General features: G+C 51.1%; 16 protein-coding genes. 11 read left to right on the top strand and 5 right to left on the bottom strand.

The genetic code is table 11. The features are described 5' to 3' along the window. Positions 1-20 precede the first annotated feature (20 nt). Positions 21-968, top strand: a complete 948-nt coding sequence (locus H70357_RS34630; RefSeq protein ID WP_052092312.1) for a helix-turn-helix domain-containing protein — start codon at positions 21-23, stop codon at positions 966-968. Positions 969-1,067: 99 nt separating this feature from the next. Here the strand turns inward: H70357_RS34630 and H70357_RS28665 are convergent, their stop codons facing one another. The 5 genes from H70357_RS28665 to H70357_RS28645 all read right to left on the bottom strand — a co-directional run bounded on the left by H70357_RS28665 (position 1,068) and on the right by H70357_RS28645 (position 8,484). Then, entirely contained in the window at positions 1,068-3,260 is a 2,193-nt protein-coding gene (locus H70357_RS28665) for an alpha-galactosidase (RefSeq protein ID WP_038596397.1), read from the bottom strand. A gap of 184 nt (positions 3,261-3,444) precedes the next feature. Beyond that, a complete protein-coding gene (locus H70357_RS28660) occupies positions 3,445-5,976 on the bottom strand; it encodes an FtsX-like permease family protein (protein ID WP_038596395.1) in 2,532 nt (843 codons plus the stop codon). Then, entirely contained in the window at positions 5,973-6,677 is a 705-nt protein-coding gene (locus tag H70357_RS28655) for an ABC transporter ATP-binding protein (RefSeq protein WP_038596393.1), read from the bottom strand. The genes H70357_RS28660 and H70357_RS28655 overlap by 4 nt, the downstream gene beginning before the upstream one ends. Before the next feature lie 89 nt (positions 6,678-6,766). Further along, entirely contained in the window at positions 6,767-7,801 is a 1,035-nt protein-coding gene (locus H70357_RS28650) for a sensor histidine kinase (protein ID WP_144024394.1), read from the bottom strand. Then, positions 7,798-8,484, bottom strand: coding sequence for a response regulator transcription factor (locus tag H70357_RS28645; protein WP_038596391.1), 687 nt, complete (start codon positions 8,482-8,484; stop codon positions 7,798-7,800). Before H70357_RS28645 ends, H70357_RS28650 begins: the two co-directional genes overlap by 4 nt. 255 nt (positions 8,485-8,739) lie before the next feature. On the opposite strand from H70357_RS28645, the gene H70357_RS28640 reads away from it, so the two are divergent. From H70357_RS28640 to H70357_RS28595, 10 genes are all read left to right on the top strand, one after another. After that, positions 8,740-9,042 carry a LiaF transmembrane domain-containing protein gene (locus tag H70357_RS28640; protein ID WP_038596389.1) on the top strand — a complete coding sequence of 101 codons (303 nt, stop codon included), beginning with the start codon at positions 8,740-8,742 and terminating at the stop codon, positions 9,040-9,042. A 47-nt stretch (positions 9,043-9,089) separates the two neighbouring features. Further along, positions 9,090-9,767: a PspA/IM30 family protein gene (locus H70357_RS28635; protein ID WP_038596387.1), complete on the top strand. Its 678-nt coding sequence runs from the start codon at positions 9,090-9,092 to the stop codon at positions 9,765-9,767. 4 nt (positions 9,768-9,771) lie between these two features. Further along, a complete protein-coding gene (locus tag H70357_RS28630; protein WP_038596379.1) occupies positions 9,772-10,257 on the top strand; it encodes a PspC domain-containing protein in 486 nt (161 codons plus the stop codon). Between the two features lie 3 nt (positions 10,258-10,260). After that, positions 10,261-10,965: a PspA/IM30 family protein gene (locus H70357_RS28625; protein ID WP_038596377.1), complete on the top strand. Its 705-nt coding sequence runs from the start codon at positions 10,261-10,263 to the stop codon at positions 10,963-10,965. 245 nt (positions 10,966-11,210) lie between these two features. Further along, a complete protein-coding gene (liaF, locus tag H70357_RS28620) occupies positions 11,211-11,858 on the top strand; it encodes a cell wall-active antibiotics response protein LiaF (RefSeq protein ID WP_038596375.1) in 648 nt (215 codons plus the stop codon). Between the two features lie 58 nt (positions 11,859-11,916). Then, a complete protein-coding gene (locus tag H70357_RS28615) occupies positions 11,917-12,930 on the top strand; it encodes a sensor histidine kinase (RefSeq protein ID WP_379145701.1) in 1,014 nt (337 codons plus the stop codon). 23 nt (positions 12,931-12,953) lie between these two features. Next, positions 12,954-13,607: a response regulator gene (locus tag H70357_RS28610; RefSeq protein WP_038600745.1), complete on the top strand. Its 654-nt coding sequence runs from the start codon at positions 12,954-12,956 to the stop codon at positions 13,605-13,607. Between the two features lie 83 nt (positions 13,608-13,690). After that, entirely contained in the window at positions 13,691-14,506 is an 816-nt protein-coding gene (locus H70357_RS34625) for a YwmB family TATA-box binding protein (RefSeq protein ID WP_052092309.1), read from the top strand. Between the two features lie 238 nt (positions 14,507-14,744). Then, positions 14,745-16,295, top strand: a complete 1,551-nt coding sequence (gene zwf / locus H70357_RS28600; RefSeq protein WP_038596372.1) for a glucose-6-phosphate dehydrogenase — start codon at positions 14,745-14,747, stop codon at positions 16,293-16,295. 486 nt (positions 16,296-16,781) lie between these two features. Beyond that, positions 16,782-18,368, top strand: coding sequence for a peptide chain release factor 3 (locus H70357_RS28595; protein WP_038596370.1), 1,587 nt, complete (start codon positions 16,782-16,784; stop codon positions 18,366-18,368). Positions 18,369-18,500: the final 132 nt, after the last annotated feature.

Below are 18,500 nucleotides of genomic sequence, written 5' to 3'. Positions count from 1 at the left end.
ACAGCTGAAGGGGTGGTAACATGTTCGATATGCTAAAGGTAGGCAGGAATATCGTTAAATTAAGAGGGGCCGCAGGGCTCACGCAAATGGGGCTTGCGGATAAGCTGGGAATCAGCTATCAGGCGGTCAGCAATTGGGAGAGGGGCGCAAGCATGCCCGATATCTCTAAGCTCCCGGAGCTGGCGGAAATCTTTAATGTCTCTATTGAGGAGATTCTGGAAGAGGGTAGGGGGACAGCGATCCTAACAAGTGTGCTGGAAAATGCAACTGAGGATTACCTGCATCAGCATGAGGTATCTGCAATAGAAATATTGGAAGTTGCGCCGCTGCTTAAGACGGAACAAATCGAAGAGGTGTTTGAGCATGTAAAGGCCAATGTGCCGATTGGCGATCTGGTGGCGCTGGCTCCTTTTCTGAGTGAGGAAGTACTGGATGAATGCGCCAGGAAGGTGATAGAGATCGGGCCAATCGGCGACCTGGTGGCGCTGGCTCCTTTTCTGAGTGAGGAAGTACTGGATGAATGCGCCAGGAAGGTGATAGAGATCGGGCCAATCGGCGACCTGGTGGCGCTGGCTCCTTTTCTGAGTGATGAAGTGCTGGATGAATGCGCCAGGAAGGTGATAGAGATCGGGCCAATCAGCAATCTGGTGGCACTGGCCCCTTTTCTGAGTGAAGAAGTGCTGGATGAATGCGCACGGAAGGCTATGGAGAGCGGGGAAATAATCGACCTTTTACCACTGGCGCCTTTTCTGAGTGAAGAAGTGTTAGATGAATGTGCCAGGAAGACATGCGAACGCGGAGAGTTTATTGATCTGGTACCGCTTGCTCCTTTTCTGAGCGAGGAAGTATTGAATGAGTGTGCCCGGAAGCTTGTGGAGGAACAAGGTCTGGGAGCCGTCCTACCGCTTGCCCCTTTTCTTGGTAAAGGGATTATGGAGGGGTTAACCACGAGTCTTTTTACCAAATAAGTTCGCAGGTTGCCTGTGAGGTGGTCTCCGATATCGAAATTGTTGCTTAAAAAACAAGCAGGCACCATCCATTGCGGGCCTGCTTGTTTGAAAATGTATTTACTTTTCAACTGCAACAAAATGCAGCAGCTTGCTCTGGAAATCGCCATGCAGCTCGGGAAGCAGCAGGCCGGCATACATCAGCCGGTCTCCGCCGTATATAACGCCGGTTTCCTTAAGGATGTAATCCTTGTCCGGATCAAGTCCCTGAAGACGGAGACGGGGGCGGGCGGTGTTTGGTCCGGCCAGCACACGGAAGTAGCCGGCCAATGCCTCGGACCGGTCCTCGGCTACGAACATCCAAGCCGTTTCATTGCCTTCAAATGGCGAAAGCAGCCGGTACATGTCCCCTTGCTGAACAAGCGAACGGATTTCTTTGTAGAAGGCAACCTGGGCAGCCGCTTCCGCCTGCTCCTCTTCGGTGAACCGGGTCAGGTCCAGCTCATACCCGAAGTTGCCGGACATCGCCACATCGCCGCGCATGGAGAGCGGGGTGCTGCGGTGAACCTGATGGTTCGGCACAGCCGAGATATGTGCGCCCATGGCGCTGGCCGGATAGACAATACTTGTGCCGTACTGGATCTTGAGGCGCTCTACGGCATCGGTATTGTCACTGGTCCAGGTCTGCGGCATGTAGTGCAGGATGCCCGGATCGAACCGGCCGCCGCCGCCGGAGCAGCTCTCGAACAGCACATGCGGGAAGCTGGATGTGATTTCTTCCATTACCCGGTACAGCCCCAGCATATAGCGGTGGGCAGTTTCCCCCTGGCGCCCGGGCGGCAGCGATGCGGAGCCGATCTCCGTCATATGGCGGTTCATATCCCATTTGACATAAGTGATCGGAGCCGAGGATAATACGCTGCTAACGGCATCTATAATGTAGTCGCAGACCTCCGGCCGGGACAGGTCGAGGATCAATTGATTGCGGCTTTGACTGCGTCTGCGGTCTGGCACATGCAGGCACCAATCCGGGTGGGCACGGTACAGCTCACTGTCGGGGGAGACCATCTCCGGCTCGAACCAGAGGCCGAACTGCATGCCAAGCCGGTTCACCCGTTCCGCCAGATCGGACAGGCCCTGCGGCAGCTTGCGTTTATCCACGAACCAGTCTCCCAGGGAAGTGGAATCATCGTCCCGGCGGCCGAACCAGCCGTCGTCGAGCACGAACAGCTCAATGCCAAGCGCTTGTCCGGCACGGGCGATATCTTCGATCTTGTCCGCATCGAAGCCGAAATAGGTGGCTTCCCAGTTGTTGATCAGCACCGGACGGGGTTCATCGCGGTACAGCCCTCTTGCCAGACGGGTACGGTACAAGCGGTGGTAAATACGGGACATGCCGCCGATCCCCGCATCGGAATAAGCAAGTACAGCTTCCGGCGTCTGGAAGCTTTCGCCCGGCTCAAGCAGCCAGCGGAAGCCGAAGGGGTTGATGCCCATCGTGACCCGGGTGGACCCGTATTGGTCCACCTCGGCCCCGGCACTGAAGCTGCCGCTGTAGACAAGGCTGAAGCCATAGGCTTCTCCGCTGTCTTCCCCGGTATTCGGGGAGAGCAGGGCCAGGAAGGGGTTCTGCTGATGGCTGCTCGCTCCGCGTTTGCTGTCGATGCCCTGATTTCCGCTGCGCAGCGGGGCGCGGACCAAATGGCGTTCCCGGGCCCAGGAGCCGGAAAGATGGATCAGCTCGAATTCATCATGCGGGAAATCGAGCGCCAGGGACAAGGCACGGTTCAGCTTAAGCGGGTCGGTTCCGGTATTGATCAGCCGGGCCGAGCGGATAATGGTATCGAAACCCTTCATGACCGTGTAAGACAGTTCGGCCCTGAGGCCGGCAAGTGAATCTTCCAGCACCAGCTGCAGCGTTTCGGCTTCCTCGTCAGACTCGGCGTATACAGCAGGTAGGCCTTCCAGCGCCGGTTTCCCCTTGAGGATGCTGTGGGACACGTAAGCCAGTTCCGTGACCGTTGTGCCGTTGGCCAGCTCAGCTACGTAAGCGGGCTCCCTGAAATCGCCCGAACCATATCCCGGATATTCGTGGGGGAGTGTATCCAGGGAAAGTGAAGGTTCTGCCGGATCAACGGTGCTGCTGAAGCCCATAGCTCCGGGATCGAATAAATCGGAAACGGCAGAGCTGCGGATTTTTTTGCCCCAATGCAGATGTAGGGGATACGTACCGCGGGCCAGGCCGAATACATAACTGGTATTTTCAGTTTGCAGATGGAAGATTTGCAGCTTCGCATCATAGTGAATGGACAAGGAAATAACCTCCTAAGGTGGATGCTGAAGTAATGAGACAGCCTCATTATAAGTCTGTTTCGCAGTCAAACGTATGGAGGAATGCAGAATGAATATGGAGGAATGTAGTCTCTTTTGCAATTGGATAAAGGGACGGACCTTAAAAAGCAGACCCGGCTGCCCGGATCTGCTTCATCGTTAGGGGTTATTCTGCTTGCCGCAATCTTTCAACAACCGTCGCCTTGGTCAGCAGGCTGTAGGAGCTTAGCGTTACAGTGTACGCAATAGCGGCCAGGACCGGAATGACCAGAACAAACGGCAGCCAGCTGAAGTGGTAGACTGTAAAGGCTATATTATCCGCTATGTTTTTGGAAATGATGTAAGTCAGAAATAGGCCTAAGCTGGAGGTGATCGCCACGGTCAACAGGACATTGTACATTCCCTCATAGACCAGAACCTTTTTCAACTGCCGCTTGGTCATGCCGATGCTCTCCAGTAAGGCGAATTCATTTCTGCGGGTAATAACCCCGGTAATGACGGTATTGATATAATTGAGGACGCCTATGAGCGCAATGACAAAGCTGAGACCGTAGCCGACCGTCTGGAAAATGCGGATAAACGAGCCAAGCTCCTCCTTGTAATCTTCTCTTGATTTGAAGACCAGCTCATCACTTGAAGCTACAATGGACTTAACCTCCTGTTCAACACTGCTCAGCTTGGCCGGATCGGCGTGAATGGTTGCTGACAATCCCATAGGCGGATTGCTTCCCGCCGGCAGCTCCTTGGTTAATTCTGAGGCGGGAAGGAAGGTGTTGTACCCATAGATTGGATATGATTGAGTAGTTGCTGCATAAAGGGCATCGAGCTTTAAAACGGCCATGACTTCATAACTCTTTCCCAGACCCTCATATTTGATAGAGTCACCGGGATGATAATAAGTTTCATAAGCATCTTCCCCATACATCATAGCCTCTGTCACCAGCACATAGTTACCGGAAGCGAACTTCTGTTTATCGAAGGTTCCTTCAATAACATCCTTTTGCACCAGATCATACCAGCCGTCATCAATGCCGTACAGATCAAGCATAATGAAATTATTCTTAAGAGTCTGTGCAAGGCTCGGTTCAGGTTGAGGCGTCTCTGCTTGAGGTTTCAGTGCAGCGCGTATCGTGTCATCCAAAGTGTATTTTTCGAATTTATAATATACGTTGTCTACCTGTTCGACTCCGTCAATCTTATCCAGAGTACTTTTGAACGCAGCCGAAAGTTTGTAAGGATCTCCGGCCTGTTCGCCTTCGGTATACAAGATAGCGTTATTGCGGATTACAAAGTCACCGGCGATATAAGTCTCCAGATACTTATTGACATCCAGCGATGAGATCACGGTAAAGATAACACTGAACAAGACCATGCTTAAGGAAAGCGAGGTCAGCATAAGAAACAGCTTCTTTTTATTGCGGAACAGATTGGAGAAGGCCATACTGTAAAGTTTTGCCCCGCGTGTTGAGCGTTTCTTCATCCGCCGTTTCACGCTCACGCCTGCAAATCTGACCGCTTCCACCGGGGAGATCCGTGCGGCCATCCGGCCCGGCTTGCTGGCAGCGATCCAAAGCGTCAGATAGGAGAACACGGCAGCCCCAATAAATATCCACGGGCTGGCTGAATAGGAGGCTTCCATAGTTTCAGGAGAGATGTTACTAAGCATTGGGGTCAACCACCGGCCAATACCATAACCGGAAGCCAGGCCAAACGGCAGTCCTACAATGTACAGCAGCTGCGCCTGACTAATAATAATTCTCCTCAGTTGTCGCGGCGTGGTTCCGATTGCCTTCAGCAGGCCGTAAAATTTGACATCCCGCACTACCGATATGTAGAAGATATTATAAATCAGCAAATATCCGCTGAGCATGATAATGAGTATGACTCCCATATAGGGAACAAATTTGATGATATTATCCGAAAGGGAGGAAGTTGTGTACCCCCAGTTTATCCCGATCGGGGCATCTACACCTGTGTCCTTGAGTACCTTATTGAGCTTTTTTTCGATATCGACGGCATTGCTGAACATCACACTTAGCCCGGCGGTATTCACATAAGAACCGCTGGCTATGGACTTCTCCCGATCGATAGTGGACAGGTTCTTGTTTACAAAAGCCTCCGATACCAAAGCCAGCCCCGACATGGCCAGGTTTCTGTCCGCGTAATAGTACCCCGAAACAATAAAATCCTGCTGAATCACGCGCTCCCCGATATCTATATCCAGAGCAACCCGCTGGCCCAGCGCATGCCTGATGCCAAGCTTATCCATCACCCAGGTGTTCAGCACAACCTCGTTCTCTGCGGCAGGTAACCCGCCTTCAATGAATTTTATAAAACCGTGCTTTGCGCTGTTCTCATCCATCTGTAAAACCTCTACACGACTATCCTTGAACACATCATTTGTTAAATCTCCTGCATTAACTGTAACCCCGTATTCCCGGATGGAGGGATGTTTCTTCAGCGCTTCGACCTGTGCCGGCGCCAGATATTTGAAGCCTCCGTGGAAGTCAGAGCCAACCGTTTTCATCTGGGCTAATTCCATCGATTTGTTGATGCTCAAGACCATGGTGAAGATGGAGGTAATGAGCAGTGTAGTCAGGATGACCGCACTGATTACAGCCAGATTACGCATTGGATTGGCTTTCAGGCTTTTTAGAGCGAGACGGTTTACAATTTTGCGGTTGTTGGTTGTGATCATAACGTCTTAACCCCGGTGGATATCGTCTCGTTGCCGGAAACAATGCGTCCGTCTTCAATTCTAATAATGCGGTCGGCAGTCTGGGCGATGGACTCGTTATGAGTAATCATGACAATGGTCTGATTGAATTTCTCGCTCAGCTGCTTCAGCAGAATAAGAACCTCCTGACTGGTTTTGCTGTCCAGATTCCCTGTAGGTTCGTCAGCCAGAATAATGGAAGGTTTAGTTGCCAGCGCTCTGGCAATCGCAACACGCTGCTGTTGCCCGCCGGAAAGATTTGACGGCAGATTGTGGATTTTCTCCTGAAGTCCCAGAGCCTGGATCACTTCATCCAGATATTTCTGATCAATTCTGCCGCCGTCGAGTTCTATAGGAAGCAATATATTTTCGAGCACATTCAGAATCGGTACCAGATTATAGCTCTGAAAGATGAAACCAACCGATCTGCGTCTAAAAATCGTTAATTTCTCATCACTCATCGCAAAGATATCGTTCCCATCCACAATCACCTTGCCTTCAGTGGCCCGGTCCAGGCCGCCGAGCATATGAAGCAGGGTGCTTTTTCCGCTGCCGCTGGTGCCGACAATGGCCAGAAACTCGCCTTTTTCTACAGACAGAGAGACATCGTCCAGCGCTTTAACCGTCGTCTGCGGATCTTTGCCATAATATTTCTTGAGGTGTTCTATTCTTAATATAGGCATGGTGATTCATCCTCCATAATCTTTGATGCTCTTAAGATATCAGACAATTCTAACTGGACAGTGTCTGAAATCTGATGATAATGACACATTTAGATTTGGGGTAGAAACATAGAGATCTTTGTTCCTCTGCCTGGCTCGGATACCGCTGTAATAAAACCTCCCTGCATGCTGATAATCTTCCGCGTCAAATAAAGCCCGATTCCAATGCCTTCATACTCCCTGGCGCTGTGTCCCCGGTAGAATCGTTTGAAGATGTGCTTAAGCTCATCCTGGGGAATCCCCATGCCTGTGTCTGAAACATCTACCCGGGTAAACATTTCATTGCTTTCAGTCACGATGGAAATTTTACCGCCTGCCTCTGTATACTTTACCGAATTTTCCAGAAGATTGAATAAGGCCTCGCTGGTCCATTGCGGATCATGACGGGCTTTTGTAAGGTGATTGCATTCGATATGAATATCGATCTGTTTACTTTCCGCACGGGTATAGATATGGGATACGGCCCGGGTTATCGTCTGAATCACCGGATTGACCGTGCTGTGCAGGGTGATCATCCCCGTTTCCAGCCGGGACATCTTGACCAGGGAGGTAATCAGCCATTCGAGCTTTTCTGATTGCGACTGAATATGGCTCACCAGTTGCCGGGATTCTCCATCCAGCTCCGGGACTTCGGCAAGCAGCTGGCTATAGATCATGATATTGGAAAGAGGTGTTTTGGTCTGATGTGAAATATCCGAGATCAGCTCTTTGATTCTGTTCTTTTCCGTTTCCAGGTTCTGTTCATTCGCTTTGGAGATCTCAATGTAACGCAACAATTTATGTTCCATGGAAGAGAGGAGGGTTTCTTCAAAATCGGTCATTTTCTCCCGTCCGTAGATCGCCCGGTCCACCATTTCATCCAACGTATCCACGAAGGATGTAACTTGCCGCCGCAAGGACCAGTTCCAGGCAGCACCCATGACGAGCATTAAAGAGACAAAAAGTGCAGTGAGTTCCGGGAGAGCCGGATGATCCCCTTGCAGAAAAAGGACCACTCCCGCATAGCCGAATACCAGGAGAATGAAGATTGCCGAAAATAAAAGGCTAATGCGTTTGGAGTAGTGGATCTGTCTGCTGCTGCTCACGGGTTTGGCCTTTCCGCCCATAGATATCCCAAACCGTAGACTGTTTTTATGTATTGTGGAGCTGAAGGCTCGTCCTCGATCTTGGCCCGCAGCCGTTTGACAGCTACTGTCAGCGCGTTCTCATCCACAAACTCAGCCTCCTGCGACCAGATCTTGTCGATTAACTGTTCTCTATTTAAAATAATGCCGGGGTTCGTGACAAATATTTTCAGCAACTTCAGCTCGGTTTTGCTAAGGATCAGTTGCTCTTGGTTCTTATAAAACTCCAGCTTTTCAAAATCGAAGGTTAAGGGTCCTATCGTTACTTTGTCCTCGCTGTGCGGGGCAGATCTTTTGAGGACGGCCATGACTCTTGCCCTTAAGACCATCAGACTGAACGGTTTCGTAATATAATCATCGCCTCCCAGCTCAAACCCCGTAACGATATCAGGCTCCATGTCGTTCGCGGTCAAAAAGATAATCGGCACCTGCGAGGTTCTTCGGATCTTCTCACAGTAATCCAGCCCGCTTCCGTCGGGAAGATTGATATCCAGAATAATAAGATCAATCTTAAGGGAAGAGAGAAGCAGCTCCGCTGAGGCTATGTCGTAAGCCTGCTGTATAGATAGATCATTCTGGGAAAGGGTCAGGGCGATGCCTTTATTGAGACTCCGGTCATCTTCAACGATTAACAATGTCTTCAAGGTGTGTGCTCCTTTGTTCCTCTGCATGCTGCAGAAGCTATATTAAGGGATACCTGCAACAATTATACACACTAGCGATGTTTAAAGTCTCTCCCGGCAGAGAGTTAGGCTTGTTTCCGCTCTCGGCAGCCTGCAGTCCTACCCCTGCCCCGACTAAGGTCCAGTTTATAAAACCGTCCACGGTCTGTTTTGAAAGTCTGCGGTTTACCCTAGAATAAGGTTATAAGGTTGAGGTCAACGAAAGGCGGTGAGAAAATGCAAAATAGAAAAGGTAACGGACTTGCGGTTGTGCTGATCGTGCTCGGAGCAATAATGCTGATGGGTATTGCGCTTCCTCTGATTCATGGAGTCTTCAGAATTCTATTCCCGGTATTGCTGGTTGTTCTCGGATACTACGGAATTAAAAGCGGACGCAAAATTATCGGCTGGATCGTAATGTTCATCGGTGTCATGTCGCTGATTGCCAAGCTTTCCTGGATCATCGGACCCCTGCTCGGTATCGCGCTTGTGGTTTGGGGAATCTCAGTACTGAAGGGCAAACAAAACAGAACATACTAAGTTTTTAGAAGTTTACTTACTAAGAAGCAGGGAGGGAGCAGGAAATCATGAGTGTTTTTCGCCGCATGAGGGATATCACCGTAGCTAATCTAAATGAACGTCTGGAACAAAGCCAGGACCCTGTGAAGCTAATTGATCAATTTCTCCATTCAACCCGTGAAGAAATCAGTGAAGCTGAAAGACTCTATCAGCAATACGCTTCCCACACGAAGCAATTGCAGCAGCAAGTCAACCAGGCAACGGCCATGAAGAATAAGCGTGAAGAACAGGCGCTGCTGGCACTTAAGGCAGGAGAGGATCATCTCGCCAAGCTGGCATTGCAGGAAAAGATCATTCACGAGGAAAAGCTGGAGCAGTACAGCGGGCTGCTGGAACAGAGCCAAGTATCGCTGTATGAGCTGGAAAGCCAGCTTAATGAACTGAAAGTCGAATATCAGACCGTATATAACAAACGCCAGTATTATGCAGCACGGATGGAGTCGCTGAGGCTTCAGCAGCGGATGAACCAAAGAGCCGGAACCTACGGCAACGGCGGTGATGTTCCCAAGATGTTCGGACGGTTGGAAGACCGGATGAACGACTGGGAGCTGGAAGCGAAAAGTCTGCGCGATTTGCGCCGGATGGGGCAGGAATACGCAGTGCAGGCTGGAGAAACCGTAGCAACTGTACTGGAAAGAGAAATGGCCCGTCTGAAGGAGAAGCTTAACAATGACGGAAAGGAGTAGTACTATGAGCCGATTGTACCGTTCAACCCGTGACAAGGTAATGACAGGGCTTGCAGGAGGAGTGTCCGAGACTCTCGGTATTGACTCCACCCTGTTCCGGATATTGCTCTTGGTCAGCATCCCCTTTACCGGGGGCGCAACGATTCTGGTGTACCTTGTTGCAGCGCTTGTCATTCCCAAGGAGCCAACGCAGTATAATCCTTTTGGCCCTGGACCCGGAGCTCCGGGCGGCCCTTATGGCGGCCCTTACTCCGGAGGACCTGGATATGGACGCGGCCCGCAAGGCCCGCAGGGTCCTCATGGACAGGGAGGATATGGTCCGAATAATGGTCAGCCCGGCTATAACCCCGGTTATGACAAAGCAAATGCTTACTCGGCCCCGGACTCCGGTCTGGATGCCATGATGAAGGATATTGAGAAGAAGGCCCTGCAGAAAGAAGTCGAAGAGCTTAAACAAAAACTTGCTAAATACGAGAAGGGAGAAGTGTAAAACATGGGAGTATTTCAACGGATTAAAGATATGACAAAGGCGTCGGTAAACGACTTGCTGGATAAGGTAGAGGACCCAATTGTAATGCTGAATCAATATCTGCGCGATATGGAGGCAGAAATTCACGAAGCTGAGGTTACTGTAGCGAAGCAAATGGCCAATGAGCGCCGGATGAAGCAGCGCGTCGATGAAGCAGCTAAAATGTCCGGACAACGTGCGGCACAGGCTGAGCTTGCCCTGAAGAATGGCCAGGAAGAAGTAACCCGCAAGCTGCTGGAGGAAAAAATCTATTTCGACCAGAAGCAGGTTGAATACAGCGATCTTCATGCTCAAGCGGAAGTGCAAGCCAAAGAACTGGTACAGCAGCTGCATGACATGAAGGATGAGTTCTACAAACTGCGCAACAAACGCAACGAGCTGGTATCCCGTGCACAAATGGCGAAAGCCAAGAAGCAAATGTCGCAAATCAGCAGTGTTCATGCCATCGAAAGCGGCAGTGCATCGCTCGGATTCCACCGTATGGAAGAAAAGATCATGCAGCTTGAAGCGGAAGCAGATGTTATGCGTGCCCCTTACAGCCCTTCGGCCGGTGTATACAGCAAGCCTGTGGATGCCGAGAAGCAGCTTAAAGTGGATGAGCAGCTCGCTGCACTTAAGAGCAAGCTGAACCCAACTTCTTCATCCCCGTCACTTGACAAAAAAGAATAATAAGCCAGTTCCTAAACAATAGGCGTATATGATATGCTGAACAAGGTAAAGCCATACGGTATGGATTCTCCATACCGGTATGGCTTTTGTAGCGGGATGCGGCTATAGGTGGAAGTTTCTCCAATTCATGATGCATACAATCATCGATTGGAGAAACTTCAACATTAATCAGTTTTGCTCCGCAAAACTTTAGGTTTATGCTTACGAAGTTAGTTTTGCTCCGCAAAACTTTAAGGAGGTGCGAAATGGATAAACGAAACCGTTTGATTGCCATCGGACTTATTGGAATAGGCTGCTTGATGATATTTGGCAGATGGATCGGCTTTTTCTCCATTGTCGCGCTCCTGTTCCTGCTGCTGGGGATTTACCGGACGACATCGGGCAGGGTGAAGCAGGGTTATACTCTGCTTGGAGTCGGTGCCGTACTGCTGCTGCTGGATCATTTGCTGCTTGTATTGGGGATTTGTCTGATCTCACTGGGGATGTTTTTTGTAAAGTCCAAAAGAATGCAGAAACGCGGCGGGTTCATGCAGAAGCAAAGCTTCTCTTCCCGGTTTGACTGGGACCTCTCCCCATGGGTGATGCGCAGTCTGAGTGCATGGCATGTGATGGGTGAAGCCGATGTGGATCTTTCGCTGGCCATGGCGGAGGATAAAGAGACCATCATGCTGTTTCAGGGCATTTTTGGCGATATGGATGTTCATTTGTCGGAAGACTACGGAGTGGAGATTGAAGCCTTTGTGCTGTTCGGCTCGATCGAATTCGGCAGCCATCGGGATACCGGAATGCTGAACCGGCTCAATTGGAAATCGGCCAATTATGACATCAGCGAGAATAAGGTGAAGATTAATGTATCTTATTTAATGGGTGACCTGGATATAAGCAAGTCCTAAAAGGGATGGCGTTAGCTAAGAAGGGAGTGCTCCCGGCGTGGAGGAAAAGAATAGGAGTATGGTAACGCGCAGCATGGGCGAGGGGGCTCTGTTCTCCTTTGTCATGCTGCTGGTTATCCTGTACATTATGTATACATACGGATATTTGCAGCCCTTTGAAAACTGGAAGATCGGAGTAAGAACGGCGGTGACGCTAATTCTGCTGCCGATGGTTTTCGGGATTGGCTTCGGTTTCTACCAGAGCTTCCGTATCAAGCGCAAGCTGGAGCGGCTGCGGGCAACACTCGTAGCCTGGGAGAAAGGAAATCTTACCCCGGCCATGCCGGAACTGGGTACGGATGAACTGGGCAGGCTCGGCTTGCAGCTTGGCCGGATCAGCGGCAAGTGGGAGAACCAGGTGAACACACTGCAGCGGCTGTCCACCAATAACGCCAAGCTTGCCGAACAGGCGCGCGTATCGGCGATTATGGAGGAAAGGCAGCGGCTGGCGCGTGAGCTGCATGATGCTGTATCGCAGCAGCTGTTCGCGATCTCCATGACGGCGACGGCTGTAGGCAGAACGCTGGAGAAGGACTTTGACAAGGCACAGCGGCAGATTGCGCTTATCGAGGAGATGTCCGCCGTAGCCCAGTCGGAGATGCGGGCACTGCTGCTGCACCTGCGTCCGGTGTACTTGGAGGGCAAAGGTCTGGAGCAGGGGCTGCAGGAGTTGATTAAGGAACTGGAGATTAAGGTTCCTATGGAGATTGTGTTTGAGATGGACCCGGATGTTCATCTGCTTAAAGGGATCGAGAATCATTTGTTCCGCATTGTGCAGGAGGCCATTTCCAATACACTGCGCCACGCCAAAGCGGATAAGATGGAAATCCGGCTGCACCGCCGGGGAGATACCGTGCGGCTCACACTGCGGGATGACGGGATTGGCTTCGAGATGGATGAGAGTAAGCAGACTTCCTACGGACTCTCCAATATGCAGGAGCGGATCAATGAAACCGGAGGTTCCATTCAATTTATCACCGCACCCGGCAAAGGGATGCGCATTGAAATTACTGTACCACTAGTTAATGAATAAGGGGGCAAGGGCAAACCATGGAGATGGAGGAAGCGGAAGCGATCAAAGTACTGCTCGTGGACGATCATGAAATGGTCCGGATCGGACTTGCTGCGGTGCTTGGCACCGAGGACGGAATTGAAGTTGTGGGCGAAGCCGGGAGCGGAGAAGAAGGTATCCGGCTGGCCCAGGAATATAATCCGGATGTGGTGCTGATGGATCTTGTGATGGACGGCATGGACGGTATCGAAACAACGAGACAGCTCCTGAAGCTTTATCCGGATTGTAAGGTAATCGTACTTACCAGCTATTTGGATGACGAAAAAATGTACCCGGTCATTGAAGCCGGAGCCTTCAGCTATTTGCTGAAAACCTCGCGGGCCAGTGAAGTGGCGGATGCCATCCGTGCAGCGGCAAGAGGCCAATCGGTGCTGGAGTCGCAGGTAGCCTCCAAAATGATGAACCGTTTCCGTAATAACGCCAAGGGCGAATCACCTGCCTATAAGGAGCTTACCGAGCGCGAAATGGAAGTGCTGAAGCTGCTGGCCCAGGGCAAATCCAATCAGGATATTGCCGACCAGCTGATTATCGGGATCAAAACTGTGAAATTTCACGTAACGAACATTCTCGCCAAGCTAGGTGTGGAAGACCGGACCCAGGCAGCTATATATGCTTACAAGAACGGTCTGGCTGAATAACAGCCTCAGGAAGTATATATCCTCTTGAACCTGGACATCCTTTCTAGTAGATTACTAGATTGGTTCGAGAGGGAGATGCGGAGATGAAGCTGCGGAACAGAGGAAGAGGGAAGGTCACATTAGCGCTGCTATGCATGTGTATTGCGGCACTATTACTGGCGGGGTTCCGCAATGGGGCAGGCGGAGAGACTGTGACGGCATCGGCTGCGGCTGATGTTATCATTTCCGAAGGGGCTGGACTGGAGCAAGGTCTGGAGCTGCTGGTTACAGCCGGACGGAAATCCACTGAACCGGGATCCCCGCTGCGGCTTGTGCTGAAATGGCAGGGGGAATACAGTGGTAACGCTGCGGAATCTGCGGAAGCCGCTGCCGGCCTGGCTGAACGTCTTGGACTTGGAACGCCGGAGCACAGTGAAGAGGATGGACACACAACCTTCCGTGCTGCCGCTTCCTTTAACCCATCAGGGAAAATCTCCATGTTCTGGAGCGGGATTGACCAGAGCAGCAGCTACGTGATCGTAACCCTTGAAACGGCTGATTTGCTCAAGGCAACGGCATTTCAGGCAGCGGCGCAAGAAGCGGGTGTGCAGATGCAGGCTGCCGGCATCGAGCCAGAGTGGAATGTTTCCCTTCAGGGCGTGGCGTCCACACAAGGAACCCCGCGCGAAGCGCTTGTTCATACAGAACAGGCCATCGCTGCCGCGGTCTCCGGCATGCAGGCGGTGGAAGAGTATGAAGACGAAACCACGTACAGCCGCTCTTACAGTGTCCCGGGCTTGGCGCGTTATGTGAGCAGCGGGAAGCATGCTGTCGCTATGCAGACAGCTGTTCATAAGAACGGCAACAACAATAGCAACCGGGTAACGATCGGGCTGCCGCTGATCACGATTGAATATTGAGGGCGGATTCAATGAAATCCGAAGGTAATAGACATTAATTGTTATATAAGCTGGAGTATGTAAACGAATAAGAAAGATTAATGGAAAATTACGAAATCCCGAGAAAAACTGTCAGGAATGTGATAGCATCCTTTCTGCGAATATGATAAAATGACATCACGCCGTCATGCGTTTTTTATAATTTGACGGACGTTGAGAATGATTGTCAACTATATTACATACAGAGAGATGAGGAGCCATGGCTGAAAATCAAACCCTTGATGCACTGCATACACCCGGCGCTGTATTTTTTATCTTTGGGGCAACCGGAGATCTAGCCCGGCGTAAGCTTTTTCCGGCGATTTACAGTTTGTACCGTGAAGGTAAGCTGACACATGATTTTGCGGTAATTGGCGTGGCTCGGCGTCCCCGCACCCAGGAGGAATTCCGGGAAGATGTGAAAGAGTCCATTCGCGAATTCTGCCGCTACCAGGCGGGAGATGCTGCAGAATGGAATGAGTTTGTGCAGCATTTTGAATACAAGTCTTTGGACATCAATAATATCGACGGCTTCCGCGAGCTCAACGCGCAAACGGAGGCAATCGAAGAGAAATTCCGCATTCCGGGCAACCGTCTGTTCTATCTCGCCCTTGCTCCTGAGCTGTTCGGCAGCGTGTCGTTCAACCTCAAAGCTGGTGGCATGCTGCAAAGTTCAGGCTGGAACCGTCTGGTGATCGAGAAGCCGTTCGGTTACAACCTGGAGTCTGCTGAGCAGCTGAACGAACAGATCCGCCAGGTGTTTAAGGAAGAAGAGATTTACCGGATTGACCACTACCTGGGCAAGGAAATGGTGCAGAACATCGAAGTCATCCGTTTTGCGAATGCCTTCTTTGAACCGCTCTGGAACAACAAGCACATCGCCAACATTCAGATCACCCTCGGTGAAACCGTTGGGGTAGAAGAGCGCGGCGGATATTACGATCATGCGGGAGCGCTGCGCGACATGGGCCAGAACCATATTTTGCAGCTGCTGACGATGATCGCTATGGAACCGCCAAGCCGTTTGCTGGCTGAAGATATCCGTGATGAGAAGGTCAAGGTGCTTCGTTCGCTGCGTCCGTATGCTTCCTCTGAAGAAGTGCGCGAGAACGTAGTACGCGGCCAATATACCCAGGGCCTGTATAAAGGCAAGACCCTTCCGGCTTACCGCCAGGAAGACAAAGTGGACCCTGAATCCAATACCGAGACGTATTTCGCGGCGCGTGTATTTGTGGACAATTTCCGCTGGGCAGGCGTTCCTTTCTATATCCGTACGGGTAAACGTCTCCCGGTGAAGACGACGGAAGTGGTTGTAGAGTTCAAGGGTATGCCAACCAATGTCTATCTGGGTCAAAAGCATAACCTCGAGCCTAACCTGCTCGTTATCCGCGTGAATCCGATGGAAGGCATCTATGTGAAGATTAATGCCAAGAAACCGGGCTCGGAATCGGAAATTCAGCCGCTGGCTATGGATTTCTGCCAAAGCTGCATGGTTGGGATCAACTCGCCGGAAGCTTATGAGCGTCTGCTGCATGATGCGGCGCGTGGAGATTCGACCTATTTCACCCGTTGGGATGAGGTTTCGTCGGCATGGTCATTCGTGGACCGTATCGCCAAAGCGTGGAAGGAAGAAGCGGCTGATCTGGCTTCGTACCCTGCAGGTTCGTGGGGTCCGGTGGAAGCCGATCAATTGCTGGCTCAGGAAGGTTTCCATTGGTGGCCGGTAAACGGACAGGAAGAAGACAATGTGGTCTGGCGGGTTAACAGCTAAGACCTGAATAAGCTGCAAGATTGAAGCTCCCCCTGCAGAGGCTGCAGGGAGAGCTTTTTTGCGATACCCCCGTTAGCGTGGGGACGGGTTTGCCCAAATATAAGAATTTATATGTTTCACACGATAACTTATCCTTCTATTTCTCGCTGAAACGATACCGTCCTTAAAAAGGACGGCAAAGCCGTTTCCACTTGGTGAAATTCACGCAAAATAGCCTCATATGGGCCGAGGGCTGTACAGAATAGGCTGCAATCGCTGTTTTTCTTACAAGATATTTGGTATAAGCCGCTTTTTTGTAGATAAAGTTTGCCGGATTTTGATATACTTTAAAGGATGCTTTCACTAGAAGCGGAACTGGAGACTATTATGGGATAACAATGAATTCACCAATGAAGGGATTTGTACTCATGAGCAGAGCGCCGATTTGATGAACAACCCGTGTGATATAAGCAGAAGCATGAATTTATATATGAAGGGATATGTGCAATGAATAAGGCACCGGATCAGAAGCTGCAACAGGAAGTGGACAAACGCAGAACCTTTGCGATCATTTCCCACCCGGATGCGGGTAAAACAACACTTACGGAGAAGCTGCTGCTATTCGGCGGAGCCATCCGATTAGCGGGAACGGTTAAAGCCCGCAAGGCAAGCAAGCATGCAACAAGTGACTGGATGGAAATAGAGAAACAGCGCGGGATTTCCGTTACTTCCTCTGTGATGCAGTTCGACTATTTAGACCATCGGGTAAACATTCTGGATACCCCGGGTCACCAGGATTTCAGTGAGGACACCTACCGTACGTTAACGGCTGCGGATAGCGCGGTGATGCTGATCGACGTGGCGAAGGGCGTAGAAACACAGACCATCAAGCTGTTCCAGGTCTGCGCCAAACGCGGCATTCCGATCTTTACGTTCATCAACAAGCTGGACCGTGAAGGGCAAAGTCCGTTTGATCTGATGGAAGAGCTTGAGAATGTGCTGGGCATCCGTTCTGTTCCAATGAACTGGCCAATCGGCAGCGGACGTGAACTGTGCGGTGTGTACGACCGGATGAAGAATCAGGTGGAGCTGTTCCAGGGTGATGACCATTCCGTAATTAAAGTGCAAAAGGTGGAAAGCTACCGTGACCCGATCATCCGTGAGATGGCCGGTGAGTACCTGCATGATCAGCTGTGCCAGGAGCTGGAGCTGCTGGACGTTGCGGGCGATCCTTTTGACTATGAGAAGGTACTTCGCGGAGAGCTTACTCCGGTATTCTTCGGCAGTGCAATCAACAATTTCGGGGTGCAGACATTCCTGGACAACTTCCTGGATCTTGCACCGAAGCCGGAGCCGCGCCGCAGTACAGTTGGCTCCATTGAGCCGACCAATGAGAAATTTACCGGCTATGTATTCAAAATCCAGGCGAACATGAACCCGGCCCACCGCGACCGGATTGCTTTCCTGCGGATCGTGTCCGGCAAGTTCGAGCGCGGCATGAGCGTAAAACATGTCCGTGCAGGCAAAGACATCAAGCTGTCCCAGCCGCAGCAGTTCCTGGCCCAAGACCGCGATATCGTCGAAGAGGCGTATCCGGGCGATATTATCGGGCTGTTTGATCCGGGTATTTTCCGGATCGGCGATACGCTCAGTCAAGCCGGGGATATGGAGTTCGATGAGCTGCCGACGTTCTCACCGGAGATTTTCTCCAAAGTAAGCATCAAAAACGCGCTGAAATCGAAGCAGTTCCAGAAGGGTATTGATCAGCTGACGGAAGAGGGCATGATTCAGGTGTTCCGTACGGTCAACTTTGACGATATTCTGCTCGGAGTAGTCGGACAGCTGCAGTTTGAGGTGTTCGAGTACCGGATGAAGGGTGAATATGGCGTGGATGTTCAGCTGCAGCGGATGTCATATCAGTTCGCACGCTGGATCGTGGATGAGAATAAACCGGACCCCGGCAAATTCCGTATCAACTCTACGCTGGTTACCGATAAGAAGGGCAACTACGTGGTGCTGTTCGAGAACGAATATGCGATGCGTACAGCGATGGAGAAGAACCCGACTGCGAAGTTCCTGGAAACAGCTCCTTGAGTGTAGGCTGTTGACGAATTCAGGCTGCAGATGCAGGTGATACAGCTGCACCTGCGGCAGTTTCAAATAGGTAGTAAAAACCTCCGCCCCCATGTGTGCAGATGCACCTTGGGTGACGGAGGTTTTTGGATC

The sequence above is a fragment of the Paenibacillus sp. FSL H7-0357 genome (assembly GCF_000758525.1).
GTDB lineage: Bacteria > Bacillota > Bacilli > Paenibacillales > Paenibacillaceae > Paenibacillus_AQ.
The sequence above is the reverse complement of the archived record's forward strand: the minus strand, read 5'-3'. Positions and strand labels throughout refer to the sequence as shown.